18 protein-coding genes are annotated in these 25,171 nt (G+C 71.0%); 7 read left to right on the plus strand and 11 right to left on the minus strand.

From position 1 onward, the window contains the following. Positions 1–2: 2 nt before the first annotated feature. Positions 3–3,644, minus strand: coding sequence for an AAA family ATPase (locus WME83_RS06115; protein WP_437318312.1), 3,642 nt, complete (start codon positions 3,642–3,644; stop codon positions 3–5). Positions 3,645–3,972: 328 nt separating this feature from the next. Here WME83_RS06115 and WME83_RS06120 point away from each other — a divergent pair, with 328 nt between their 5' ends. From WME83_RS06120 to WME83_RS06130, 3 genes are all read left to right on the plus strand, one after another. Beyond that, positions 3,973–5,388, plus strand: a complete 1,416-nt coding sequence (locus tag WME83_RS06120) for an RICIN domain-containing protein (RefSeq protein ID WP_437318313.1) — start codon at positions 3,973–3,975, stop codon at positions 5,386–5,388. 594 nt (positions 5,389–5,982) lie between these two features. Then, on the plus strand, positions 5,983–7,626 hold the full coding sequence (locus WME83_RS06125; RefSeq protein ID WP_437318314.1) for a family 43 glycosylhydrolase: 1,644 nt from the start codon (positions 5,983–5,985) through the stop codon (positions 7,624–7,626). Positions 7,627–8,063: 437 nt separating this feature from the next. After that, complete coding sequence (locus WME83_RS06130) at positions 8,064–8,657, plus strand: HdeD family acid-resistance protein (protein ID WP_437318315.1); 594 nt, start codon at positions 8,064–8,066, stop codon at positions 8,655–8,657. A gap of 75 nt (positions 8,658–8,732) precedes the next feature. Here WME83_RS06130 and WME83_RS06135 read toward each other — a convergent pair whose 3' ends face one another. Continuing rightward, the gene (locus WME83_RS06135) at positions 8,733–10,628 is read right to left on the minus strand and encodes a glycosyl hydrolase (RefSeq protein ID WP_437318316.1); all 1,896 of its coding nucleotides are present in this window, start codon (positions 10,626–10,628) and stop codon (positions 8,733–8,735) included. 580 nt (positions 10,629–11,208) lie between these two features. Between WME83_RS06135 and WME83_RS06140 the strand changes: the two genes are divergently transcribed. Continuing rightward, positions 11,209–12,930, plus strand: coding sequence for a hypothetical protein (locus tag WME83_RS06140; protein WP_437318317.1), 1,722 nt, complete (start codon positions 11,209–11,211; stop codon positions 12,928–12,930). 132 nt (positions 12,931–13,062) lie between these two features. On the opposite strand, the gene WME83_RS06145 is transcribed toward WME83_RS06140, so the two are convergent. Together WME83_RS06145 and WME83_RS06150 are read right to left on the minus strand one after the other, a co-directional pair. Beyond that, positions 13,063–13,419, minus strand: a complete 357-nt coding sequence (locus tag WME83_RS06145; RefSeq protein WP_437318318.1) for a hypothetical protein — start codon at positions 13,417–13,419, stop codon at positions 13,063–13,065. Between the two features lie 98 nt (positions 13,420–13,517). Beyond that, positions 13,518–13,766: a hypothetical protein gene (locus tag WME83_RS06150; protein ID WP_437318319.1), complete on the minus strand. Its 249-nt coding sequence runs from the start codon at positions 13,764–13,766 to the stop codon at positions 13,518–13,520. A gap of 673 nt (positions 13,767–14,439) precedes the next feature. Between WME83_RS06150 and WME83_RS06155 the strand changes: the two genes are divergently transcribed. Together WME83_RS06155 and WME83_RS06160 are read left to right on the plus strand one after the other, a co-directional pair. Next, entirely contained in the window at positions 14,440–14,613 is a 174-nt protein-coding gene (locus tag WME83_RS06155; protein ID WP_437318320.1) for a hypothetical protein, read from the plus strand. 257 nt (positions 14,614–14,870) lie between these two features. Further along, on the plus strand, positions 14,871–16,217 hold the full coding sequence (locus WME83_RS06160; protein ID WP_437318321.1) for an MBL fold metallo-hydrolase: 1,347 nt from the start codon (positions 14,871–14,873) through the stop codon (positions 16,215–16,217). 28 nt (positions 16,218–16,245) lie between these two features. Here WME83_RS06160 and WME83_RS06165 read toward each other — a convergent pair whose 3' ends face one another. Then, on the minus strand, positions 16,246–17,415 hold the full coding sequence (locus WME83_RS06165) for a hypothetical protein (protein ID WP_437318322.1): 1,170 nt from the start codon (positions 17,413–17,415) through the stop codon (positions 16,246–16,248). Positions 17,416–17,708: 293 nt separating this feature from the next. Here WME83_RS06165 and WME83_RS06170 point away from each other — a divergent pair, with 293 nt between their 5' ends. Continuing rightward, positions 17,709–18,650 carry an STAS domain-containing protein gene (locus WME83_RS06170; protein ID WP_437318323.1) on the plus strand — a complete coding sequence of 314 codons (942 nt, stop codon included), beginning with the start codon at positions 17,709–17,711 and terminating at the stop codon, positions 18,648–18,650. Between the two features lie 105 nt (positions 18,651–18,755). Here the strand turns inward: WME83_RS06170 and WME83_RS06175 are convergent, their stop codons facing one another. The 6 genes from WME83_RS06175 to WME83_RS06200 all read right to left on the minus strand — a co-directional run bounded on the left by WME83_RS06175 (position 18,756) and on the right by WME83_RS06200 (position 25,169). Next, a complete protein-coding gene (locus WME83_RS06175; RefSeq protein ID WP_437318324.1) occupies positions 18,756–19,964 on the minus strand; it encodes a PAS domain-containing protein in 1,209 nt (402 codons plus the stop codon). A 234-nt stretch (positions 19,965–20,198) separates the two neighbouring features. Next, positions 20,199–21,302, minus strand: a complete 1,104-nt coding sequence (locus tag WME83_RS06180) for a substrate-binding domain-containing protein (protein ID WP_437318325.1) — start codon at positions 21,300–21,302, stop codon at positions 20,199–20,201. A gap of 91 nt (positions 21,303–21,393) precedes the next feature. Continuing rightward, entirely contained in the window at positions 21,394–21,756 is a 363-nt protein-coding gene (locus WME83_RS06185; RefSeq protein ID WP_437318326.1) for a hypothetical protein, read from the minus strand. Next, positions 21,756–24,185: a TonB-dependent receptor plug domain-containing protein gene (locus WME83_RS06190; protein ID WP_437318327.1), complete on the minus strand. Its 2,430-nt coding sequence runs from the start codon at positions 24,183–24,185 to the stop codon at positions 21,756–21,758. Before WME83_RS06190 ends, WME83_RS06185 begins: the two co-directional genes overlap by 1 nt. Before the next feature lies 1 nt (position 24,186). Next, entirely contained in the window at positions 24,187–24,762 is a 576-nt protein-coding gene (locus WME83_RS06195; RefSeq protein ID WP_437318328.1) for a YfiR family protein, read from the minus strand. After that, positions 24,759–25,169 (minus strand): response regulator, encoded by a 411-nt coding sequence (locus tag WME83_RS06200; RefSeq protein ID WP_437318329.1) that lies wholly within the window; start codon positions 25,167–25,169, stop codon positions 24,759–24,761. Before WME83_RS06200 ends, WME83_RS06195 begins: the two co-directional genes overlap by 4 nt. Positions 25,170–25,171 lie beyond the last annotated feature (2 nt).

Below are 25,171 nucleotides of genomic sequence, written 5' to 3' on the forward strand. Positions count from 1 at the left end.
TGCTACGAGGACCCGCTCCCCCGATCGACCTGACCGCGCCCGCTCGTCCGCTCAGGACGATCGACCCCCTCGCGCCCGCCGTCCTCGACGCTGGAGAGGCGGATGATCTCCCTGGCGAGGGCGAGCGCGTGGTCCGTCGCCTTGAACACGAGCCTCAGCGCGGCGTCGAGCTCCTCCTGGTTCTCGAAGATGTGCTGGAGCCGCCCGCTCATCCGCACCATCTCCTCGTCGGAGAAGCGCAGGCTGAGCTCCTCGTGCAGCTTTCCGAGCTCCACCCCGGAGTCGAAGGTGAGGCACGGCCGCGAGCTCGACTCGTCCTGTCCGAGCGCCCTCGCGAGCGCCAGCTTCGCGCCCGCCAGCGCGTCCTCGATCTCGCGCGCGAAGCCGCCGGCCATGCGCTTTTCGGTGACCTCGCGCTCCAGCCGGATCACCTTCGCCTGCGCCTCCTCCAGCGCGGCCGTGCGCTCCCGGACCTTCTCCTCCAGCGCGCCGTACAGCCGGTTGTCCTCGATCGAGGTGGCGCCGGGCTCGGGGTTCATCGTCCGGCGCGGAGGCCTCGCCGTCTCCGCCGCGGGCCCCCGCGGCGTGAGCTCCGCGTACGTCTCGTGGAGCTGCGCGACCTTGGCCTCCGCGCCCCACCGCGCGTAGCCATGGACGGCGTCGGCCATGTACATGCGCGCGATCTTCATCCGGCCCTTCGCCAGGTGGAACCTCGCGGCGAGCTCGTTCGAGAGCGCCTCGTGGTGCAGGAACTCGCTCTCCTGAGCGGCCTTGATCGCCTCCTCGTAGAGATCCGTCGCCGCCGCGTCGTCCCCCGAGACGCGCGCGCGCTCGGCGGAGATCAGGAGATGCTTGTGGCGGAAGTTCTCCGGGCAGCTCTCCGCCCACCCCGCGACGTCGGCCGCGTGGCGCGCGATCTCGCGCGCGCACCGCGCCTGCTCGGCGCCCGGCGCCTCCGGCGGGTAGAGCGCCAGCAGGATGAGGCTCGCGTAGAACGGGACCTCGGTCGATATCCACATGTTCGCCAGGTACGGGCGCAGCGGCTCCGCCAGGGCGATGAGCGCGCGGGCGCGCTCGTGGTCGCCGTAGAGGTACGCGAGCTGCGCTCTCTGGATATGATAGAACGCCGCCATGAACTCGTGGTTCGGCGCGCCCAGCGTCGCGCTGAACTCGTCCTCGTCGAAGACGCCGTCGCTCAGGGTATGGTGACCCAGCGTGCAGCCTCGCAGGTTCGCGATCATCTGCTTCGACGAGGTCACGATGAGGCTCGACATCACGTCGCTCGTCCGCTGCAAGAACGGGAGGGACCGCTCGATCTCCTCGGACACCGCGCCGAGCGCGACGCCGTGGCTCAGCCGGCTCGTGACCCCGTGGAGGAGGGAGTAGCTGGCGAACTGGAAGTCCCCCGTTTCGCGCCCGTCCCGGTGCGCCTGCGCCAGGTACGCGAACGACCGCCGGAGCGGCTCCCGATAGGGCGAGATGAACACCGCGAAGCTCGACTTCACCTTGGACGACACCACGGCGCAGCCCATCTTCTCGTCGAGATCCATCGCGAGCCTGCCGAACTCGTAGGCTTCCGCGTACCGGCCCTGCTCGATCAGGACGATCGCGTAGATCAGATATCCCCAGGCGGAGACCTCCGCGTGGCCGTGCTTGAGCGAGATGTTGGCGTGCTTGACGCACACGAGGGCGTGGAGGGACGGTTCCGCGCCGAGGATGGCGGCGCTCACGTTCGTGAGGATCGTCAGCGCGGCCTTGTGCTCGGGGCTCTTGAGCTCCGGGGCGTCGAACAGGTCGGTGATCTGGCGGCTCGCCAGGTTGCGCGGCACCTCGGCGAGCTCCGCCGCGAGGGCCGCCCGGATCCGGTCCTCGCGCTCGGGCAGCTCGATCCCGAGCAGGGCGAGCGCCGTGCGCGCGCAGCGCACGGACTCGTCGAACCTCGCGACCGTGTTGAAGAGCAAGATGCGCCGGGCGTAGACGTGCGCGCGATCGAGGTCGGTCCTGGCGCGGGTCAGGGAGACGTTGAACAGCGGTTCGGCCTCCGCCGAGCGGCCGCTCAGGAACTCGCAGTCGGCGCCCTCGAGGTGGAGCGCGAACGCGAGCTCGTAGTCCTGCTCCCACCCCTCCTCGTCGACGAGCGACACGCCGGCGCCGAAGTAGCCGGCGGCCACGTCGTAGGCCGCCGAGGCCTTCGCCTTCATGCCGGCGGCGAGGTTCAGGCGCGCGAGGATGGTCCGCTCGTCCGGCGAGGCGATCCGCGAGGCGCCGAGGTTCAGGTGGTTCACCGTGTCGAACAGGTGCTCGTCCCGCTCGCCGAGCTCCCGCCGCGCGAGCATGAGGCGCCCGATCCGGAGGTGCAGGTCCTGCTTGCGGTCCTCGTCGACGAGCGAGTAGGCCGCCTGCTGCACGCGATCGTGCAAGAACCGGTAAGAGACGTCGATGTCCCCGGCCGGCAGCCCGCCCTCGCCGCCGTGGTCGGGCGCGGCGCGGACGTACCGGTGCTCGGCGTCCGCGGGCAGGACGACGCCCTCCCGGAGCGCCTCCCGGAGATCGGCGGCGGTGGCCTCGGGCGACCGCTCGTCGACCAGCGCGAGCGTCCCCAGGTCGAACTTGTGGCCGATGCACGCGGCGAGCGTGAGGACCCGCTGCGTGCTCGGCGAGAGACGCCGGAGCTTCTTCGCCATGAAATCGACCACGTTGTCCGTGATCCCCGCCCTCCGGATGCGATCGAGATCCCAGGAGTACGCGCCGGACTGCGGATCGAAGGCGATCAGGTGGTCCTTGTACAGCGAGACGAGGAACTGATTGATGAAGAAGGGGTTTCCCTGGGTCTTGTCGAGGACGAGCGTCGCCAGGGCGGCCGACCGCTCCGGGCCGCAGCCGAGCGCGTCGGCGAGGAGCTGATGGACGTCCGCCGGGCGCAGCGGATGGAGGGTGATCTCGACCATGCTCGCCCCCGCCTTCCGGAGCTCCGCCCGCGCCGCGGAGAGCGGGTGTCCCGCGTCGACCTCGTTGTCGCGGTAGGCGCCGATCACGAGCAGGTGGCCGCGCTCCGGATCCGACAGGAGCAGCGTGAGGAGCCGGAGCGCGGCGAGATCCGCCCACTGCAGATCGTCGAGGAAGAGGACCAGCGGGTGATCCGCCGTGGCGAAGACGCGCAGGAAGCTCTGAAATACGAGGTTGAGCCGGTTCTGGGACTCGGCCGCCCCGAGCTCGGGCACGGGCGGCTGCGGGCCGATGAAGAGCTCCAGCTCCGGCATCAGGTCGACGAGGACCTGCCCGCTCTGGCCGAGGGCGGTCGCGAGCTTGCGCCGCAGGCGCGAGAGCGCCTCGCCGCGCTCGGTGAGCAGGTGCCGGACGAGGTCGCGGAACGCCTGCGCCAGCGAGGCGTAAGGCACGCTCCGGTTGAACTGGTCGAGCTTGCCCGAGATGAAGCGCGCGCCCCGCGCGGAGACCACCCGGTGCAGCTCGCTCACCACCGCCGATTTGCCGATGCCGGCGTGACCGGAGATCAGCGCGAGCTCGGCGGCGCCCCGGCTCGCCCGCTCCCACGCCGCGAGGAGCGCCGCGATCTCCGCGTCTCGCCCATAGAGCTTCTGCGGGATGAGCAGCCCGCGACCGCGATCGTCGTCACTGCCCATCATCGTTGGATAACACCCGCACACCACGTGGGTAAATGGCTTCCACGCGGGACGGTAATGCGCCCAACGCCGGTTGGCTGCGCGGCGCGGGAGCGCTCCGCGGGATCGCCCCTCGAGGCCGGAGGGTGATCGCGCGGATCGCCTCGCCGTGGCGGGGGGCGATCCCGCGGATCGCCCCCCGGATCCCGCTGGATCTCGGCGAAGCCGGGTGGAGCCCCGGCGCCCTGGCCGTGCGCGCCCGGGCTGCCCGCGTGGAACGCCGCGTGCACCGGCGCCTCGACCAGCGGTCGCGCCGGGATCCAGGGCGCATCGCAACCACGAGGAGGGCATCATGGCTCGCAAGATCGCGTTGGGTGGTCTGTCGCTGGCGCTGGGGTGGATCGTGCTGCTGGGCGGGTGTCTCGTCGCCGATGACGAGGCGGCGCAGACCGAGGTCAGCGCCGAGGACGCGGACGCGGTGCTCGTGTCGAGCGTCACCGAGGGGGACTACGTCATCCGCTCGGTCGCCACGAACAAGTGCCTCGACGTGCCCGGGGCCAGCACCGCCGACGGCACGCGGATGCAGCAGTGGACCTGCAACGGGACGAACGCGCAGAAATTCCACATCTCCCCGACGACCGACGGCTACTGGAAGATCGTCAACGTGGGCAGCAACAAGGCCCTCGACGTGCGCGACGTGAGCACCGCGCCGAACGCGGTCATCCACCAGTGGACCTATGTCGGCGGCGAAAACCAGCAGTGGAAGCTCGTCCATCGCGGGGGTAGCCAGTTCAGCATCCACGCGCGCCACACCGATCAGGTCGTCGACCTCGCGTGGGGCAACGCCGCCGACGGGACGGATATCCTCCAGTACCCCTACGGCGGCACCACCAACCAGCGCTGGACCCTCGACAAGGTGAGCGGCGGCTCCTCCACCGGCTCCGGCGCCCGCACCCTCACGATCGTCAACAACTGCTCGGCGCCGATCTGGGTCGCCCACTCGACCAACGTGCAGGGCCCGCAGAACGTCAAGCTCACCCGGGGCGCGGCGTACACCTATGACGTGCCGGACGGCGGCATCAGCGCGACGCGCTTCTGGCCGAAGACCGGCTGTGACGACGGCGGCCGCAACTGCACCACGGGCGACAGCGTCGCCCCCTGTCCGGCGGGCGGCTGTCAGCCGCCGATAGAGTCCAAGTTCGAGGCCACCTTCGCGCCCAGGGGCAGCGCGGACCAGACCTGGTACAACCTCAGCCAGGTGGACGGCTACACGCTGCCCTTCAAGGTCGTCCCCAAGGGCGCCGGCGCCGAGCAGGGCAGCTGCATCACCTCGGACTGCTCCGGCCTGTCGCTCTCGCTCTGCCCCGGCGACGAGGACCTCGGCAACGGCCAGTTCCCCGCGGCGGCGCACCAGGACCTCCGGGTGCGCGACAGAAACGGCGTCGTGGTCGGCTGCATGGCGCCGTGCAAGAAGTGGAATTACCCCGCGCCCTGGGGCCTGGGCCAGCCGGAGAGCGCCGACCCCGGGCTCCACCTCTGCTGTCCGACGCCCATCGATCCGGCCACGGGCCAGTGCACCGCCGAGCGAGGGTGCATGACGTCCGACGCGTGCCGGAACACCGCGGACCCGCGGAGCGTGGAGCACACGGACTACGTGATCCGGATGCACCAGATGTGTCCCACCGCCTACAGCTATGCTTACGACGACGCCGCCGGGCTCCACGCCTGCTCGTCGGAGACGAGCTTCGAGGTCACCTTCTGCCCGTGATCTGCGCCTGATCGTCCCTCCGGCCCACGGAGAGAGCCGCCGGAACGAGGGCGAGCCCCCTCGCGAAGGGCAAGCTCGACCACCCCCTCACAGCGCTTCATGTTATCGTTAACATCTATGAAACCCGTCCAAATTGCCGGTGACGGGGCGAGCTCTTGGCCGGAGCGCGCGCGCGAGTCGCCGCGCACAAGAGGTGATACCCAGGGCGCCGGCCGCCTGCGGCATCGAGCGCCAGCCGTCCCGACGCAGGTCGTCATCGAGCGCATCGGGCCGGCGATCACCGCGGTCCGGCGCCCGCTCCCCCCGTGACGCGACGTTCCGGAGGCGCCCGCCGGCGTTGTCCTCCCTTCGCGCTCGAGATTCCGGTCGGGCCGGTCGATTGGGATTGACACAAGAAATGTGATCGTTCACATTTCGAAAGGGGTATACGTGTGCTTTGCCCTGGGTGGGTCGTCCTGCGCGCCTCTGCGCGGGCTATCCGCTCATCTGACGGCGCCTCCGTCGAGTCAGCACCCGGGGTGCGGGGCGCCAGCAATTCCGCTCGCGAGAGGGTTCAACGTGCGCCTGAACACAACGTGGTACCGAGCAAGAAGAATGACCCTGTCGGCGATGGCGCTGGCCGTCGTCGCCGCCGCGATACCGTCCCCCGCTCGGGCGGACAACCCGATCGTGCAGACCTCCTACACGGCCGACCCCGCTCCCATGGTGCACGAAGGCCGGTTGTACCTCTACACGTCCCACGACGAGGACGTGACGGTCAAAGACTTCTATACCATGAACGACTGGAGGTTGTACTCCACCACGGACATGGTCAACTGGACGGACCACGGCACGCCCGCGAGCTACAGGACCTTCAGCTGGGGAACCGGCGATGCGTGGGCGCCGCAGGGGATCGCCAGGAACGGCAAGTACTATCTCTACGTGCCGCTGAACAACAACACCGGCGCGAGGATCGGTGTGGGTGTATCGGACAACGTGGCAGGCCCGTTCATGGACCCGCTGGGAAGGGAGCTGGCCGCGACCGGATCCGGCAACATCGACCCGACGGTGTTCGTCGACGACGATGGACAGGCCTACATGTACTGGGGGAACGGCACCCTCCGGTACGTGAAGCTGAACTCGGACATGATCAGCACCTCGGGGAGCATCACCAACGTGCCGCTGAACGGCTTCACCGAGGGGCCGTGGTTCTACAAGCGAGGGTCGCTGTACTACCTCGTCTACGCCGCCATCGCCGGGAGCGAGAAGATCAGCTACGCGACCAGCAACAGCCCGACCGGGCCCTGGACCATCCGCGGCGACATCATGGACGCTGGCCGAACCTTCACCAATCACGCCGGCATCGTCGACTACAAGGGGCACTCGTACTTCTTCTACCACAACAGCGCATTGCCGGGCGGCAATAACTATAAGCGCTCGGTCTGCGTGGAGGAGTTCACGTACGGCGCCGACGGCAGCATTCCGAAGCTCACGATGTCCATGAACGGACCGTCCGCCGTCGCCACGCTGGACCCGTTCAAGCAAGTCGAGGCCGAGACCATCGCCTTCTCGTCCGGGCTCAAGACCGAGGTGTGCACCGACACCGGCGGCGGCATGAACGTCACGTCCATCAGCAATGGCGACTACATCAAGGTGAAGGACGTCGATTTCCTGGACGGCGTGACCTCCTTCGAAGCTCGCGTATCGTCCGCAGCCGGCGACGCGAAGATCGAGCTCCACCTCGACAGTCAGAACGGCACGCTGCTCGGGACGTGTGACGTCTCGGGCGCGTCGTCCTGGACCACCAAGACCTGTACGGTCAGCGGGGGCAGCGGGAAACACGACCTGTTCCTGAAGTTCGTCGGTGGCAACGGCGACCTCTTCAAGTTCAACTGGTGGCGGTTTACCGGTCCCACCATGCCGGGTGGCGAGGGCGGCGGAGGCGGCGGAGGCGGTGACGGCGGCTCGGGCCAGGGAACGGGCGGCAGCGGTGGCAGCGCCGAAGCCGGGGGCACGGGCGGCAGCGCCGAGGCCGGGGGCACGACCTCGGGCAGCGGCGGCTCGGTCACCGGAACGACCGGCACCGCTGGCGCGGACAGCGGCGCCAGCGCCGGATCGTCCGGTGGGAACGACGCGGACGGCGGCGACTCAGACGGCTCGTGCTCTTGCCGGACGGGCGCGAGCACGGGGAACGGCGGGCTCGCCGCCGCGCTCTGGCTGGGCGCTTCTGCGCTCGTCCTTCGGCGTCGGCGCCGGTAGGCGCGACGGCTCGCCCCCGCGAAATCATCCCGCCAGCAAAACCGATCGATCCGCCTGCACGATGGCCAGGCCGAGCCCGAGGCCAGCGCAACGCTGAGCCCGAGGCCAGCGCGACGCTGGGAGACTCGGCGCAGGACCGCCCGTCGCGCAAGTCGACGCGCAGGAGCGAACACGCGCGAAGCAGGGCTCGCTCCGGCGACGCCAGGTCCGGCAGGCGGCCACGCCGAACGCCGGGGCCGTGAAGGCAATCGCCCGCGGATCAGGCGGTGCGCTCCTGGCCGCCCTCGGCCGTGACGCCTCCCTCGAGCGCCAGGCACAATGTTCCCGCCGGCGCGCTGGCACGGACGATGCTCGAAGCGGCCGTGTTCCCGGCCACCTCGTCCGCGCGGGCGGGTGATCAACGGGACACGCGTGCTCCACGAACCAGAGGGGTGCCCATGGCCGGTCCGCTCGGAGAGTCCCCGAAGCCGCTACGCTTTTCGCCGGTCGACCTCGACACCGTGCGGGAGAACCGCGGCTGGTTCCTCGCGATGGGCGCGGTCTCGATGGTGCTCGGGGTGCTCGCGTTCCTCCTGCCCTTCGTCGCCTCTCGGGTCGCCGCCATCGCGCTCGGCTGGTTGATCGTGCTCGCCGGCGTGGCCGAGGGCTGTCACGCCATCCAGAGCCGCGGCTGGGCCGGCGCCGCCTGGGAGCTCGTGAGCGCCCTGGTGCAGGTGGCGTTCGGGCTCCTCCTCGTGGTCTTCCCGATGACCGGCAAGCTCGCGCTGATGGTGCTCGCCTCGGCGTACTTCGCCGCCGAGGGCGCGCTCAAGCTCATCCGCGCCTATCAGCACCGCGGGCTGCGGGGCTCGGGATGGCTCGTGTTCGACGGCATCCTGGCGCTGGGGCTCGGGATGCTGATCGTCACGGGCGGCGTCACCACCGCCGCGAGGGTGCTCGGCTTGCTCGTCGGAATCAGCCTCCTGACCGGCGGCACGTCGATGATCCTGATCGCGCTGGGCGGCGCTCGCGTGCTCCACACGCGCGCATGAAGGAGGCGACCCCCGCGCCGCGCGGAGGGGCGCGCGCCCTGCTCGGGGCCGCGCGCGACGTCGGTCAGAAGGCGCCTACTCGCACGCCGCCACGCCGAAGCAGACCGCGGGGTCCTCCGCGAAGCGACGGAAGTTGTCCGCCTCGGGGTGGCCCGGGAACGGGACGTAATAGTAGACGGCCTTGTCGTCGAAGCCGCTGCCGTCATAGTAGGTCTGCCACGTCAGCGCGTAGGAGACGCCGGCGCTCTTCGCGATCTCGAGCAGGTGCTCGTTGTACCAGTCCTCCGTGACGGCGCCCTGCCCCGCCTCCGGGAAGAGGCTCGTCACCTCGGTCGAGGAGAGCGCGACGGCGGACGCCGCGCCGAGGCCGTAGTTGTCCAGGAACTCGGCCTTCAGGCCCTGATCGAACAGGGTGTCGTACCACCGGCGCACGTGGTCCGCCGGATACAGCGTGAGCGACTGGCCCGCCGCGAGCTTGCTGATCCGGTGCAGGAGGTGCAGCCGGTAGGTGCCCGTCTCGCTGAGCGCGTGGGGCTTGCCCTTCGCCTCGCCGACCGCCGCGACGGCGCTCGCCATCGCCTTCATGTCCTCGAGGTCGGCCGGGGACGCCGCCCGCTCGTACGGGTAATAGAGATCGATGCCGAGGATATCGATGAGGTCGTCCCCGGGATACGCCTCGAGGTAGTACGCCTCCAGCAGCTCGGACGGCGGCTCTGCGTCGTGGTCGAGGATCGCCTGCTGGGGCGGGCTCTCGTAGGCCGCGCCGAGCTCGGAGAGCTCCTCGACGAGGCGCGCCCGGAGCAGGTCGCGGGAGAGGCTCTCCGGATCTCGGATCTTCGCCTCGGCGGGCGTCACCTCGCTGTCGCTCAGCTTCCGCAGCTTGTCGGTCGAGTACGCGAAGATCACGTTCTCCATCCCCGGCTCGCTCCGGATCGCCTCGGCGAACGTGCGGTAGGCGGCGCGGTAGGCGTCGGGGCCGGTGACGGCCTGATCGTCGCCGAGCAGCGCCTGGCAGTTCCAGTAGGGCTGACCCCACCAGAACCACGCGCCGGTGTGCTCGTGGAACGGCCTGAGGACGACCGGCTTGCCGTCGAGCCCGTGCTCGCGGAAGAACTGGGCCACGTACTTCGCGTGGGCAACGAGCCAGTCGCGCGCCGAGATCCCGGCGAAGGTCCCCTCCGCGATCGGCACGTCATTGGCGATCTTGCAGACGCACTTCAGGTTCTCCGGGATGTCCGCGCCGGAGCTCAGGGACGCCGAATAGTAGGTCTCGGCGTAGAACGGGGTGCCGCCGCCCTGGGCGTGGATCGGGACGCTCTCGCCGTCGACCGTGATGGTGGCGAGCGGCGTCGCGATGTCGGCCGCGAAGTCCGAGCTCGCGATGTCGTAGTTGCACGGGGGCGTGTGCCAGTCGATGGCCACCATGCCGCCCGGCTGCTCCAGCGTGTACGCCACGGCGGCGGCGGCGACGTCGCGCCGATTCCAGGCGACCGGGTCGAAGACCATCGCGTCGAGGGAGAGGCCGAGCAGCCCGGGGTTCTCTCCCACGGTCGCGCCGGCGTCCGACGCCCACGCGCGCTCGTCGCGGCTGGCCGCGCCCGCGAAGGTCGCGAACCAGTCGTTGGTCGAGATGAGCCCCATCGCGCCGGGATCGTAGAGCCCCCACAGGATGCTGTGCTCGTACCCGAACCGGAACTTGCCGGCTCGAGACGAGGTCCAGAGGTCCTCGAGCAGCTTGCCTCGGGGCGTGTCCGGAAACTCCGGATCGTCGCCGGGCGGGTTGTCGTCCGGGGGGTTGTCGTCCGGGGGGTTGTCGTCCGGCGGATTGTCGTCCGGCGGATTGTCGTCCGGCGGGGTATCTCCGGGCGGGTTGTCTCCGGGCGGCGTGCCGTCGTTCGACGACCCGCACGCGGCGGCCAAGCACAGAAGGAACGCGGCGCACAGGCGTGGGCTGAGCTGGTTAAGATTCATGGTGTCTTCCCTGCGAAGGGTACGAGTGGTGGGGCGAGAAGTAAGATCTGAATCGGTTCAGCGTCAATGGCGATTTCCGACGCGAGGAGCCGTCGTCGGTTTCGTGCCGGTTTCACCTCGTGCGCGCTCCGGCGCGGTACTGCGTCGCGTCACCGCCTGTCAACCGAAGGCGTGGGGAAGCTGCACGAGGGCTCACCGAGCTCCCGCATGCGCGTGTCCGCGCCGGCGCGTTCGGCCGCTGTCGGGCCCACAAACTTAACCGGTTAATGTTGCCGAGGACACGGTCACCGGTGCGTCTGGACCGCTCGAGGCCGGCGGCGGCGCCGTCCACGCGTCGCCGTCGGGTCAGCTCACGCGACCCGCCCCCCGGACCTCGTTGCATCTTACCAAAGCCGACATCGGGCGTCCTGGGCGATGTTTACCCCCTTCGCCCCCGCACCGCGCGCCGCCTCCCGAGGAACGCACGCCGGGTGGAATCACCCGAGTGGGCGTCCATGATGGAATTTTCCGCTTGCGCTGTTCCGGTCCGCTTTCGTTTACTGGGACGATGCGCAAGATCCATCGAGTCTCTTCAATGCTGGTGATCGCCCTCCTTGAGGCCGCGCCGGGATGCGGCGGCGACGGCACGAGCCCCCCCGAAGCCGGCGGGGGCAGCGGCGGCGCGTCGTTCGGGGGCGTGATCCTCGAGCTGACCGATCGGTACGTCACCGAGGGCGGGGAGCTCATCGCGGACCGGGACATGTCGGGGTTCGCGTCGGTCGAGGCCCAGGTGCTCGCCGCGGACGGCGCAGTTCAGGCGTTCGCGGGCGCGCTGTCCGCGGATGGATCGCGCTGGGAGATCCCGGACGTGCCCGAGGGGGCGTACTGGCTCGTGACGACCTCCGCGCCGGACGAGCGCGCGGAGGACGCGCCGGTGGTCCACACGATGCTGCAGACCACGGCGCGCACCGTCGATTTCGGTCGCACCTTCGCCGGGCGGCCCGACGGCGGCGAGGCGACGCAGGACCTCGATGTCGCGCTCACCGCCCAGGGGCTCACGCCCTGGCATCAGGTCACCCGTGACGCGGAGGGCGACGTGATCCAGCCGCTCCAGGACGGCATCGAGCTCTACAGCTTCAATGTCGACGCGCTCGCCGCGCTCGAGCCGGGGGAGGGGGCACGAGGCGCGCCCGCCGACGGGGGTACGGCCTTCTCGGGCTGGACATTCAACTGGCGCGAGAGCGTCTATCCGTCATCGCATGACGGCGAGGCGCCGCTCGTCGATGGGTACAAGGGCGACGTGCTGCACGCGACCCAGCTCGTGGAGCACCAGGTGGCCCCGCCCTCGGGGCAGCCGGACCCGCGCGATCCCTGGTCCTCGTTCACCTACCGCGCGGCCGAAGCGTCGTTCTCGACCCGGGAGGTGATCATGCAGGACGGGGAGGCGGCCGCGCTCGCCGGGGCGTTCGCGCCGCTCGCGATGTCGCGCTTCGCGGCCGACCTCCGCATCTCGCAGTTCATCGCGCAGGTGACGGCGCACGCGCCGCCGGCGCTCTCGAGCACGAGCACCTCGCTGAGCCTGTACCAGGAGCCCGGCGAGGGGGTGCCCATCTACGGGATGACGCCGACGCTGCTCCACGCGCAGGTCGCGAGCGGCCGCGCGCCGGCCGACGCGGTCTGCTATCCCGCGGACGGCGCGTGCGACCCAGAGCTTTGCCCGGACGGGTGCGACGACACCCTGATCACCGTCCACCCCGGCGATCACGCGGCGACGTATGCGTATGGAAATCCGTACGCGGCGAGGGGCATGGAGCTGGTCGAGGTGAGCGTCCTGTTCCGCACGCGGACGACGCATCCCGTCGAGGCGCGCCAGGAGGTCCTGCGCGGCTTCATCTCGATCATCCTGAAGGCCGAGGACGCGAACGGCGTGGCGATCGCGCCGCGGCTCGGCCTGCCGAGGGACCTGCGGCTCGACGGCAAGAGCCTGCCCGCGGACGCGGCGCTCGAGGGCACCGGCGCGACGCCGACCCTCACCTTCGAGCCGCCGGATCTGGGCGCGCCGGACGGGTATCAGGTGAGCATCGTGCTGCACGACGACCTTCGGGACGCGGACGGGGCGGTGCTGAGCGAGCGCAGCGCGGTGCTCAGCGCCGACATCGCGGAGACCAGCTTCAAGGTGCCGGAAGGCGTGCTCGAGAGCGGGCGGTACTACAGCGTGCAGGTCGCCGCGTACATGGGATCGCACACGCGAGAGGCGCCGAACAGGTATCGAGGAGCGACCCTGGCCCGGGCACAAAGCTACACGGGATTGTTCACGCCCTGAAGGGGCGCGCTCTGCATCAGCTGCGTTGACGGTCGTCGCTGCGCTTGCCGCCCCGACCCGGAGAACGGCGATGACACCGCACGAGCGCCTGCGGATCGATCCGGCCGGTGAGCGCGATCGACCGGCGGCCGATCACACGCTGCCGCTCACCTTCGCTGCACGGGTATTCCCGTCGAGCGAGGTCTCGATCGTGTACAGCGCTCCGTGGTACGAAATGGTCCCGTCCTCACTCAAGTTTCCGCCGCGCAGCACGTTGGCGGCGCTCTCGTACAGAAGAAAGGAGGCGTGGCCGGGGGGCAACGCGCTCGACAGCATCCAGGTACCCTCCGGGCCGCCCTCTTCGATCACGAGGTGCTGCTGAGCGCCGGACGCGTCGAGCAGCACCCCGAGCGTCGAGCCGCTCCGGTCGCGCGACGTGGCGCGGAAGTTGAGCGGGGCAGCGGTGGCGAGCAACAGGGCGGAGGCGACTGGCTTCTGGGGGGTGGACATGGCGGTGATGAACAGCTCCGTGGGCGGCCCTTGCGTGTGGACCGGGTGACGTGTCTTTCCGTGACGGCCCGGCGGCCGAGCTCCCGTGGAGCCGGCGCTCACGGGCATGAGCCAGCGATCGAGCGCTTCGGCTGCCAGACGAGCCCGCCGTACTTCCGGGGAGAGCCCGAGCGGTCGAGCCGCTGGAACGTCTCACCCGCCTTGAGGTGCCGCTGCCTGTCGCGATCGAACGGGCCGTGCTGGCCGCTCGCCGGCTCGTACGTGACATCGCTCCTCCCGTGCACCTGGAAGCGCCAACAGAGCCTTTGTTCCACTCCGTCCACCACGCGCGACAACCACGGTTTCACGGTCTGTACCTCCCCGCGCTGAGCGCGCGAGCTCGTGGCCGAGGCAAGGCTGTCGCCCTGCGTCGCTTCGCCCGGCGCGGCGGTGATGCTCGGCGTGCACGTGTGAGTCATCTCGACGTTCCTCCGACGGTGGAAGGCACGAGACGCGCGTGCATCCCACGGCTGTGCGAAAGTTGCCTCGAACGTCGCATGACGGCCGTGTTTGCCGGGCCTGGTCGATGGGCCAGACGGCATCGCCGACAACTTCACTGCGTGTGCGCCAATGTATAGCAGAAAGATGCGGCAGGGCACCACGCATATCGGCGCAGCATGCGCCGATTTCGCCGAGGCGACGCTTTTTCGCGTCGTGGCTGCTCGGGCGTGGTGCGAGCTGTCTCTTCCGGGGAGGGGCGCTCACCCCTCGGCGCCCGCGGTCCCGGTGTCCAGCCGGGCGACCTGGCGCTTGTGCGGCATCGAATCCGACGACTCCGGAACCGCGTTTGTCGCGCGAGTATGTCCCCGCGCCACTCGATTCGATCTCGTCCGTGAGGCGAGCCCGCGATGGGCGAGTCCGTGGGCTCGCGTGCGGGCCATCTGTGATTTCGTTCATCGGCATATCACCTCGGGTGCGAATTGAGTCCGGTAGTGCGCTGGATGCCTCGGCGACATCGGCGTGCGTCCTCTCCACGGGGCCATGGACTCCCCGGTTTGGTTGGAGGCCTATCTTGGTGGGCAGTGGCACAGGTTCGACGCGCGCAACAACGTGACTCGTATCAGGCGCGCGCCGAGCGCCCGCGGGCGCGACGCCGCGGACGTGGTGATCACCTCCACCTGCGGCCAGAAGAGGTCGAAGACCTTCGGCGCCTGAAAGGAGGAGGCGGCCGGCGCGGCGGCCTCGCCGGCGCCGGAGAGGACCCGGGTCACCGGGGCGGGAGCGCGCGGCGGATGACGGGCGCCGCCGCAGCGTCGTAAAGCTGCTCGCGCGAACCGCGGGTGTGTACAACCTGGACGACCGGGGAGGGCGGCGGAGCGGCAGCGCTCGGTCTGCTTCGGTGCGATTACTCACCGGCTCGGACAGCTGGGCGCCCATGGCGGCCCGGGTGGAGCGTGATAGTCTGCGCGCCCATGAACAACACGCCTACCGACGGCATCGATGGGGAAGATTGGGGACGACTGCACGTCACGCGAGCTTGCTGCGGCGTCGGTGTCTGCAGGAACTTCGCGCCAGAGCTCCTGGGCGAGGTGGCGCCCGCGCACTGGGAGGCCATGGACGGCGACGTGAAGCGCCGCGGCCCCGCCGTGCTGGAGGGCACGTACGAGGAGGGGGCGTTCACGGGCGTCCTGCGCCAGCCGCGGAGCCGGGCCGACTTCGAGGCGGCGCGCACGGCCGTGGCCTCCTGCCCGGTCCACGCCTTGCGCCTCAAGCCGCCCGCCGCGCGCCCTCGCGCCGGCGAGCTCGGCGCTCCTTTCAGCACCTGGCCGCGCCGCATCGAGGAGGACGTCTGGGCGCTCGGCGAGCCCTCGAGGGAAACCGTCGGGGCCACGGCCTACTTCATCGAGCGCCCCGGCGGGAACGTGCTCGTCGACCTGCCCAAGCCGAGCGAGGCCATCTTTCGCTTCCTCGAGGAGCACGGCGGCGTGCGGTGGCTCTTCCTCACCCACAGTGACAACACCGCGCACCACGCCGAGTTCGCGGCCCGCTTTCCCGGCTGTCGCCGCATCCTCGGCTACGCGGACGTGAGCGCGCGCGGCGGCGCGTACACCGCGGTCACCACCGACGTGGAGATCCAGCTCCCCGACCGCCCCGAGCCCATGACCCTCGAGGGCGCGCCGCTCGCCGACGCAGCGCTCGCCGGCGCCGAGCTCGCCGTGCTCTCGCAGCCCGGCCACACCGCGGGGTCGATGTGCCTGCTGTACCGCGGCCGCTTCCTGTTCACCGGCGATCACCTCGCCTACTCGCGCCGCCTCGGCCAGATCATGGCGTTCCGGCTCCAGTGCTGGCACGACTGGGAGCGCCAGACCGGCTCCGTGCGCCGGCTGGTCGCCCTGGCGGAGGCGGGCCACCTCCGGTTCGCGTGGCTCCTGCCCAGCCACGGCGAGTGGCACCGCCTCGACGGCGACGGCAGCGCCGCCGCGACGGCGGACGAGCTGAGGCGCACGGTGGCCTGGATGGAGCGGCAGGCGCCTGGCCGCCTCCCGATCGCCCGCTTCATCCCCTGGGTGCAGACCCGCGTGCAGCCCCGCGGCCGCATCGCCCGCGCGGTGCGCGCGATCGGCGGCGAGGGCCCCGGGAGCGAGGCGTGGGTGCTGCCGCGCGCCCTCCACCCGTACCTGCCCGATCACCGGCCGGAGAAGGTCAATCCGGCGCTGATGCGGGCTTCCCTCGCGGCGGCGAGCGCGATCGGCGCCGCGGCGTCCGTCGTCTGGCTCGCCGCGCGCGCGGTGGGGGCGGTGGTGAAGCGGAGGGCGTGACGCGGGCGCGGGGGCGCGAGCTCGCCGCTCAGCCGCTCGCGCCGCCCGCGTCGTCCTGGCGCAGCAGATACCGTGTCTCGGGGTTCTCCCGGCGCCAGATCACGTTATCCATGAAATAGTGGTGGATGTTCACGAACACGTAGATGGCCGCGAGGTAGGGTGTCGGGCCCAGCCCGGCCATCGCCTCGCCGCCGCCCGTGCTCAGCACCAGCGCGCCGTCGAGGAGCGCGGGCGCGCCGCGGAGCACGACCCACCCGAGGCCGACGGCGGAGGCGGCCAGGAGGCCGAGGCGCAGGCCGGTGGGCCTCCCGAACAGCGGCGGGCCCTCGGCGTCGCGCGCCTCGTTCCGCCTCAGGAGCCAGACGAAATACAGATACTGGACGGAGTGCAGCGCCGGAATCACGTACATCATGAGCCGGTCGAGGCTCGAGTACACCGTCCAGAGCCACACCGTGATGAGGAACCCCGCGAGCGGCGAGAGCGGCGGTAGCCGCCGGTCCGCTCGCCACCGCCGCGCGAGCACCCAGAGCAGCGCGAGCGCGCTCAGCGCGAAGGCGGCGCCGGCGATGGGCTCGAGGGCCGGCGGGTGCGCGATCGACGTATAGACCACGCCCTTCTCCTCGAGCTCCCTGCCCGGATCGGCCGGGCTCGCCCACGCATAGCCCCAGGCCGCGAAGCAGTGCGCGAGGACCACCCTGCGCTCCAGCGGACTGAACCGGAACCCGCGCCGCGCCGACAGCACCGTCAGCACGCCGAAGCCCTGCTTGACGTAGTGCCAGCCCACCAGGAGGAACATGAGCTGGATCATGAAGCCCATCGCCCGCGCGGAGCCGGTCGAGAGCGCGAACGCCGCCCACGCGAGCAGCGCGAGCGGGACGAGGAGCCCCGCGACGACGGTGCGGGCCCGCTGCGCCGGGGGGAGCGCGCCGTCGAACGCGCGGCGCCGCGCGTCCCTGTAGAACAGCAGGTACGTGACCGCGAAGTGAGGATCGTTGATCACGGACGCGGCGTGGAACGTCAAGAAGCCGATCGCGAGCTCGGAGGCGTCGAGCCCGACCGCCCGGCGGAGCAGCCACGCGAGCGGAAAGAGCACGAGCGTCGCGCCGCCCACGAGGAAGAACTCGATGAGGCGGGCGCCCGCGGCCTCCCGGCGCGGCGCCGCGACCGGGACTGGCAGCGTCACGCTCGCGCTGGTCATGCGCCGAAGTTACCACATGGGGAGGCGTCACATCCTTCATCGAAGCTTGTACGAACACTCGCCCGGCGTGAGCGCCCGCACGGGCGAGTCGAGGACCGGCGATGAGCGCTGCTCTTGCAATTTTACCGATGGATCGAACGGCGATCGGTCGCGTATCATCGGGTTGCGCTTCGGGCACACGGCACGTCAGGCTGGCGTGCCCGGCCAGCGATCGTGGGGACTCCGCCGGTGCGTGGCGGTCGCTCCGCGGCGCTGCGCGCCTGCGCGAGCACGACGCATGAGGTGACAGCGCGATGGCGATGAATGGCCAGCTCGACACGGGCATGGAGGGCGAGGAGGCGTGGGCGCTGCGGGAGCGCGTCCTCGGGCTGGAGCAGGCGCTGGCCGAGCACAGGCACGAGCTCGAGCGGCTGCGCGAGCGCGAGGCGCGGCTCCGCAGGGTGGAGGAGGAGCGCGCGCGGCTCGCCGCGGTCGTGGAGAACAGCGCGGACTTCATCGGTATCGCCTCGATGGAAGGAGAGGCGCAGTACCTCAACGAGGCGGGGATGCAGCTCGTCGGCTTGCGGCCGGACGAGCTCTCGCGCGTGACGATCGGCTCCTTCTTCTTCCCCGAGGACCTGCGCTATGCCACGGAGCACATCCTCCCGGAGACGGTGAAGCACGGGCGCTGGGTCGGGGAGTTCAAGTTCCGGCACTTCAGGACGGGCGCGCCGATCCCGGTCCTCTACAACTCGTTCGTCATCAAGGATCGCGTCACCGGCGAGCCCACGGCGTTTGCGACCGTGTCGGCGGACCTGACCGAGCGCAAGCGCGCCGAGGAGGAGCGCGTGCGCCTGAAGGACGAGGTGATCCAGGTCCAGGCCGCCACGCTGCGCGAGCTCTCGACGCCGCTGCTCCGGATCAGCGACCGGGCCGTCGTCATGCCGCTCGTCGGCGCGGTCGACCCGGGGCGCGCCGCGGCCGTGCTGGAGCGGCTGCTCGAGGGGGTCAGCGCCGAGCAGGCGCGGGTGGTGATCCTCGACATCACGGGCATGTCGGGCGTGGACACGCAGGTCGCGGACGCGCTCGTCCAGACGGCGCGGGCCGTGCGCCTGCTCGGCGCGCAGATGGTCCTCACCGGCATCCGCCCGGAGGTCGCGCAGGTCCTCGTGGCGCTCGGCGTCGACCTGCGGGGCATCGTCACGCTGGGCTCGCTCCAGAGCGGCATCGCGTTCGCCATGCAGCAGCCGCGGTGAGCGGCGAGCGAGCGCCTCGCGCGGGCGGGGCCGGGAGCTCGCCCGCGGCGGGGCCCCGCGGGCCCGGAGGCGCGGGCCCTGCGGAGGTGCGCGGCCGGCCGGCCGTCACCGGCGCTTCAGGGCGTACGCGATGCCGCCTTGCAAGGTGCCCTCCGTGACCAGGCCCCGCAGGTCGATGTCGAGCTCGATCATCGTCCGCGCGATCGCGGGCTGGATGCCGGTCAGCACGACCTCGGCGCCGAGCAGCCCGGCCGCGCGCGCGGCCTGCACCAGCATCTCGGCGACGCGCTCGTCGACCGCCTTGACGCCGGTGATGTCGATGATCGCGATGCGGGCCGCGTGCCGCTCGACGCCCTGGAGCAGCGTCTCGATGATGCGGCCCGCCCGGGCGCTGTCGAAGAAGCCGATGAGCGGCATGACGAGGACGCCCTCGGCGATCGGCAGGAGCGGCGTGACGAGCTCCCGTATCGTGTCCTGCTGCGCCGCGATGAGCTCGTCCCGCGCCGCCTCCCGCTCGCGCTCCGCCTCCTTGACGCGGGTGATGTCGAGGGACACGCCGGCCATCGAGCCCTCCGGGATGCCCTCGCCCCAGACCGGGAACTTGATCGTGAAATACGTCCTCTCGCCCCCGGCGTGCGGCACGGGATCCTCGGCCTCGAACGGGGAGCCGCTCCTGCGCACGAGCGCGTCGACATCGTTGTAAATCGCCGCGACCTCCGGCGGAAAGAAGTCCTTGTCGGTCTTGCCGACCATGCTGCCCGGGGCCGCGCCGACGATCTCCTCGAGCGAGCGGCTCACCAGGAGAAAGGCGCCGTCCCCGTCCTTCGCGTAGAGCAGGACCGGCGCCCGCTCGCAGAACGCCGCGAGCAGCGCCTCGCTCCGGAGCAGGCGCCGCTCGCGGCGCCGCCGCTCGGTCACGTCCTCGGCCGACAGGAAGATCTCGCGCGCGGCGCCGTCCTCGCCGCGCGTGAAGACCTCGGCGCGGACGGCGAAGAGCCGCTCTTCCCCCCCGCGCCCCTGCGCCCGCAGCTCGCCCTCCACGACCTCGCCGTCGCGCGCCGACGAGAGCCGCTCGGCGCGCGCGGTCAGGCCGGCGAGGTCGTCGGGGTGGATGCGGGCCGAGAGCGCCGCGAGGCCGCGCGTCGAGAGCTCCTCGTCGGAGCAATCGAGCGCGCGTGCGAGGGCGGCGTTGTGCGCGGTGAGCCGCCGCTCTCTCATGTCCACGACACACAGGATCGCCGGCGTCGCGTCGAGCATCCGCTGAGCGGGCCCGCCGCTCGCCTCCTGGTGGTCCCTGCCCCTGGTCTCCTTCATCCCGGCACGGCCTTGTTCATGGTGGCTCCTTCGAGGTCGGGCGGCGGCAAGCGCGCGGGCCTGAGCTTGCCACATGATAGCCACTGGCCGCGGGCGCGAGCGGCGGAATCGACGACGCCGCCTCGTTGTCGAGGGCGCCCGGCGCGGCGCGCCAGCCTCTCCGCGCAGGCGCAGGCAGCGAGCAAGCGCGGCGCGCGTCGCGTGGCGTCGCCTGCCGCGCGGCGCCCCCCGGGCTCAGGGGAGCAGGTCGCAGTCGGACAGGGGCGTCCGGTAATCCATCGCCTGGGTATTGCGCTCGAACTCGTCCAGGTTGTTCGGACAGACGACGTACCAGCCAGCGTCGGTGAAGGGGTCCACGCGCCGATCGGTGGTGACCAGGTCGTACGCCAGCATCACGGTGTCGTAGCCCCAGCCGAACAGCTTCTGGCCGAGGAGCACGTCGACGTAGCCGGCGCGCATGCGATCCAGGTACTCCGGCAGCGTGTCGAAGGCGACCGAGTGGATCTCCTTCGCCATCGCCTTCTCGGCGAGCAGCGGCGCGTTGGCCTCGAGGTCCGGCTCGCCGAGGAGCTTGCTGTAGGAGAAGAAGAAGCCGGTGATCTCCGGGTCGTCCTCCAGCGCCTGCTCCGCCTGCTGCGTGCAGAAGGGGTCTTTGTAGTCGCAGCAGAGGCAGGGGAGGGTCGCGGCGTTCGTCATGTCCGGGTATCTCTTCAGCGCCTCGGAGAAGCCGGCGGTCCGGTCGATGAAGGTCCCTGCGGCGGTGGGGGTGTAGCCGCCGTCGTTGTTCTCCTCCATCATGGTCTGGAAGGCGATCTTGCCGGTCTTCCCGTTGATGGTCGCGAGCGCGTCCATGAGGAAGGCGGCAGCGGCCTTGTTGTCCATGCCGTAGTAGGTGTGGCGCTTGCTGTCCGGCGCGTCGCCGCCGTACGTGACGACCTTGATGCCGGCGTCCACGGCCCGGTTGATGAGGTCGTTCTCGCAGACCCCGTCGAAGACGTCGACGGAGATGGCGTCGACCTTCGCGTCGATGACCTTCTCCAGCTCCGCCATCTGCGGCCGGGAGAAGTAGCACTCGTCGTCGGCAACGCGCGGATCGCCGTTTTCGTCGAGCTCCGGGCACTCGGGATCGATGATCCTCACCTCGACCGGGCGCGCGCTCGTGGCCGCGAGCTCCGTGCTCGCCTGCCTGGCGCCCTCGCGCCCGAGGTCGTGGAACCGATTGCACTTGTTGTGCGTGATGTAGGCGATGGTGATCGGCTCACCCGTCGCGCTCTCGCTTTCGCTGCAGGCGAGCAGGCTGGCTGCCAGGAGAACACCGGAGAATGTTTGATAGCGCATGAACCCCCTCCACACTCGAGAACCAAGAGAGCAGACAAGAACGATAGTGCGATTGGGTGAGAGATGTTTGGCTGTCGACGCTCGGTGTCCATCACGGTTCGTCGCCGCCACGGCCGCCTGTCCCGCCGTCGCCGCCGTCGCCGCCGTGACCGCCTGTCCCGCCAGCGCCGCCGTCGCCGCCATGGCCGCCGGTCCCGCCGGAGCCGCCGTCGCCACCATGGCCGCCGGTCCCGCCGTCAGCGTCCGCGCCGCCGCCGCCCCCGCCGCCGGTCGAGGCGGTCCCGCTCGCGTGGGAGGAGCTCGCCGAGACGCCCGTGTCCACGCAATTCGGGTTGTCGACCTCGACGTAACAGCCCACCTCGACGGGGTGGCCGACCTCGATGCAGCCCCACGAAAGGAGGCACGCGGCGGCCGACGCGCCGACGAGGAACGAGGAGAGGAGCGGTCTCTTCATCACGGCAAACCTCCCAGGGGCGCGCGCGAGGCCGTCGCGCGGGAGGAGGGCCCGGCCGCCGCGGGCGGGCCGGCGGCGGCGTCATCGCCGCCCAGGTGAAGCTCGATCCCGGCGAAGACCGTGAGCCGGTTCGTCAGCGCGAAATCCGCGCTGGGGCCCTGCTCCACGAGGTAGCGCGGCCTTCCCTGGTTGGGGCCGACGACGTAGGGCTCGTAGGCCGAGAACGCGTATTGACCGCCGAGCGTGTACCCGGCGCCCTTCACCCCGGGCAACGCACCCGTCAGCGCCGCGCGGAGCTCGAGCTGCGGCGACACCTCGGGGCGCGGGGTGAGGTTCGACGGATTGCCGCCGTAATACGCCTGATCCGCGATCCGGCGGCCCATGTACGCGGCCGCCAGGGACACGGCGCCGGCGCCGATCTCGTACGAGACGTGCGCGTTGCCGTACACCGACGGCGCGACGGTGAGGGGGACCTCGTCCCCGACGCCGAACTTCGCGTTGTCCTTGATCTGCGTCGCCGACATGCGGCGCCGCGTCACCGCGAACGTGGAGTTCGCGCCGACGCGCAGCCGCCGATCGAGGAAGCTCGCCTCGAACCCGAGGTTCGCGCCGTAGTTCCGGATGCCCGGTACGTTCTTGAAGCTGGAGACGCTGGGCGCCTTGGCCTTCACGATCTGGAGCTCGATGACGTCCCGCCAGGTCGAGGCGAAGCCGCCGGCCGTGATCGCGTACGCGCCGGTCCGGAACGACGACACCGCCTCCACCGACGAGACCTTCTCCGGCTTGAGGCCGCCCGGGTCCGGCAGGAGCCTGCCGCTCAGCATGTAGAGCTCGACGAAGCTGGGCGCGCGGAACGCGCTCGAATAGATGAGCTTGAGCGAGACGCGATCGTCCGGCTCGGCGATCAGCGCGGCGCGCGGCGAGATCGCGGACGGCAGGTGCTCGAGCGGGATGCGCGAGTCGAGGTCGATCCGGATGCCCGCGTTGAGCGCGATGGGCCGGAAAGGGCGCAGCGTCTGCTGCACGTAGGCCCCGAGCGCGGCCTCGTCCTCGAGGCGGTGCCCGCCGCCGTGCCAACGCGTGAGCGCGGGGTCGGAGCCGTAGCTCTTGCCCGTGAGCTCGTCGAAGGCGACGATCTCGTACGCGGACGTGCGGAGGCGCCCGTCGACGCCCGCCAGGGTCGAGAAGGCGCCGTCGCCCGTCCAGTCGACCACCGCCTGGAGCTCCAGCCCGACCCAGCGCGAGAGGAACAGCGCCTCCTTCCGGCAGGGCCCGGACGGCCCGCGCGGGCACTGCTCCGGCTCCATCAGCGAGATCGGCACGCCCGGCACGAGCGCGTCGTGGCCGACGACGTAGCGCGAGCGCAGGAGGCGGCTGTACCCGAAATACGCGCGCGCCACGCCCTCGAGCCGCTCGCTCCAGCGGGCGCGGTAGCGCACGCTGGCCAGGGACAGCGACTGCGTGTTGCTGTTGTGCGCGTCGTCGTAGGCGCCGATGCGGTTCTCGTAGAGATCCATCTGGGGCGCCGCCCACACCGAGCGCGTCACCTGCGCGGCGGCGCTCAGGTCGCCGACGTCGACGCGCAGGTACGCGCCCGCCTTGCGGCGGAACCACTGCTCTTTCACCGGGCCGCCCCAGGTGCCGGGCTCGGCGTGCGAGCCGAGATCCAGCGAGGGCGCGCCGTCGGGCCCGACCGGGATGGGCTGCCTCGGGAAGGCGAAGTGCGGGCCCTTGAACGTGTGCATGTCGGCCGCCGCCACCACGCCCGCGGGCTGCCCGAGCAGCGTGAAGCTGCGCCCGAGGCTCAGCGCCACCGTGTTCTCGCCCCCGGGGCTGTCGACCGTCGGGGCCCTGATGTTCCCCGACTCGTCGAGCGGCGGCGACGCCCCGAGCATGAGCGAGGCGTGGAGGCCCTGGTGGTCGGCGGCCTTCTTCGTGACGACGTTGATGACCCCCAGCATGGCCTGCGCGCCGTAGAGCACGGAGCCCGGGCCCAGGATCACCTCGATGTGGTCGATGACGTCGACCGGGATGTCGTGCAGGAAGACCGTGCCGCCGCCCTGCTCGTTCACGACCATGCCGTCGAGCACGAGCAGCACGTGGCTGTTCGCGTCCAGGGCGAGCGCGACCCCGCGCGCGCCGACCTCGGGGGCCGACATGCGGTAGTGCGCGAAGACGCCGCTGGCGAGGAAGTTGAGCGCGTCGGCGAGGCGCTGGATGCCGAAGAGCTTGAGCTGCCGGCCGGTGATCACCGACGACATGGCGGGCGCGTCGCTCGCGCGCTCCGCGGAGCGGGAGGCGCCGGACACGACGTTCTCCTCGAGGATCTCGAGGAGGGAGCTGACGTCCTCGGCCCGCGCCTCGCCCGAGGCGGCGGCCGACCACGCGAGCGACGCTGTGCAGAGCAGTGCCAAACGGGGCGAGCGCACGTCAGTAGATCCTTGCCAGTTTGAGGATGGACGCCGGGAAATCGATGCGCTGGGCCCGGGCCTGCGCGAGGTTGATGCTCATGCGCGGCTTGCCGTTCGCGACGTCGACGCCGAGCACGGCGCCCTGCGCGACGTAGGGCTCGACGGCCGCGAAGCTCAGGACGCCGGTGTCCGCGAGCGCGCCGCGGATGGCGGCGATGTCCTTCGCGAGCCCGGAGGAGATGTAGACCACGTGGATGTCGCGCGCGCGGCACGCCGCGGCGAGATCGGGCGCGCTCGAGTACTCGATGGCCTCGACGCGGATCGGCCGGTCGCGCACCTTGCCGATGTCGAGGAGCGCCCGCCGCATCTGGTGCGCGGCGCTCGCCGAGTCCGCGTCGCCCGCCCTCGTGAGCAGCAGGAAGGAGACCTGCGCCTTCACCCGCTCCGGGAAGCCCCGGTCGTACGGCAGGATGCGCGTGACGATCTCCGCCTGCACGTCGAAGGGCGCCGTCGCCGTCTCGGCCCGCGCGCGGCGCGGGCCGAGGGCGGCCGCGGCGAGGAGGCCGAGCACGAAGGCGCGCCGGCAGAGCGTCACGCCCTGCGTTCCTTGGCGCGGGCGAGGCCGGAGAGCTTGCGGATGCGGAGCGCCGCCTCCACCTGCGGCGTGAGGGCGAGGAGATCGCCCTTCCTGCCGAAGACGCCGTCGAAGCCGAGCTCCGCGTACTGGGCCCCGGCCTTGGCGTCGGTCGTGTAGAGGTAGAAGAGCGGCGGCCGCTCGCCCGCGGGCACCGCCGCCTTGAGCGAGCGCAGGACGGCGCCGCCGTCGAGGCCCGGCATGAAGAAGTCGATGATGACCAGATCGCAGCCGCGCAGGTGCCGGGCGGTGCCGACGAGCTGCGTCGTCGTGACGACGTCGTAGCCGGCGCTCGACAGCTCGACGCGGATCCGCATCAGCACGATCTCGCTGTCATCGATCACCAGGATGCGTCCGCCGTGTGCCATCG

Origin of the sequence: Sorangium sp. So ce385 (genome assembly GCF_051474135.1) — a bacterium.
Lineage (GTDB): Bacteria > Myxococcota_A > Polyangia > Polyangiales > Polyangiaceae > Sorangium > Sorangium cellulosum_D.

Coding starts and splice junctions, on each gene's coding strand:
- WME83_RS06135 (WP_437318316.1), bottom strand. CDS start 10,628: ATGAATCTTAACCAGCTCAGCCCACGCCTGTGCGCCGCGTTCCTTCTG.
- WME83_RS06145 (WP_437318318.1), bottom strand. CDS start 13,419: ATGTCCACCCCCCAGAAGCCAGTCGCCTCCGCCCTGTTGCTCGCCACC.
- WME83_RS06115 (WP_437318312.1), bottom strand. CDS start 3,644: ATGATGGGCAGTGACGACGATCGCGGTCGCGGGCTGCTCATCCCGCAG.
- WME83_RS06120 (WP_437318313.1), top strand. CDS start 3,973: ATGGCTCGCAAGATCGCGTTGGGTGGTCTGTCGCTGGCGCTGGGGTGG.
- WME83_RS06125 (WP_437318314.1), top strand. CDS start 5,983: ATGACCCTGTCGGCGATGGCGCTGGCCGTCGTCGCCGCCGCGATACCG.
- WME83_RS06160 (WP_437318321.1), top strand. CDS start 14,871: ATGAACAACACGCCTACCGACGGCATCGATGGGGAAGATTGGGGACGA.
- WME83_RS06185 (WP_437318326.1), bottom strand. CDS start 21,756: ATGAAGAGACCGCTCCTCTCCTCGTTCCTCGTCGGCGCGTCGGCCGCC.
- WME83_RS06165 (WP_437318322.1), bottom strand. CDS start 17,415: ATGACCAGCGCGAGCGTGACGCTGCCAGTCCCGGTCGCGGCGCCGCGC.
- WME83_RS06200 (WP_437318329.1), bottom strand. CDS start 25,169: ATGGCACACGGCGGACGCATCCTGGTGATCGATGACAGCGAGATCGTG.
- WME83_RS06130 (WP_437318315.1), top strand. CDS start 8,064: ATGGCCGGTCCGCTCGGAGAGTCCCCGAAGCCGCTACGCTTTTCGCCG.
- WME83_RS06180 (WP_437318325.1), bottom strand. CDS start 21,302: ATGCGCTATCAAACATTCTCCGGTGTTCTCCTGGCAGCCAGCCTGCTC.
- WME83_RS06175 (WP_437318324.1), bottom strand. CDS start 19,964: ATGAAGGAGACCAGGGGCAGGGACCACCAGGAGGCGAGCGGCGGGCCC.
- WME83_RS06170 (WP_437318323.1), top strand. CDS start 17,709: ATGGCGATGAATGGCCAGCTCGACACGGGCATGGAGGGCGAGGAGGCG.
- WME83_RS06155 (WP_437318320.1), top strand. CDS start 14,440: ATGGACTCCCCGGTTTGGTTGGAGGCCTATCTTGGTGGGCAGTGGCAC.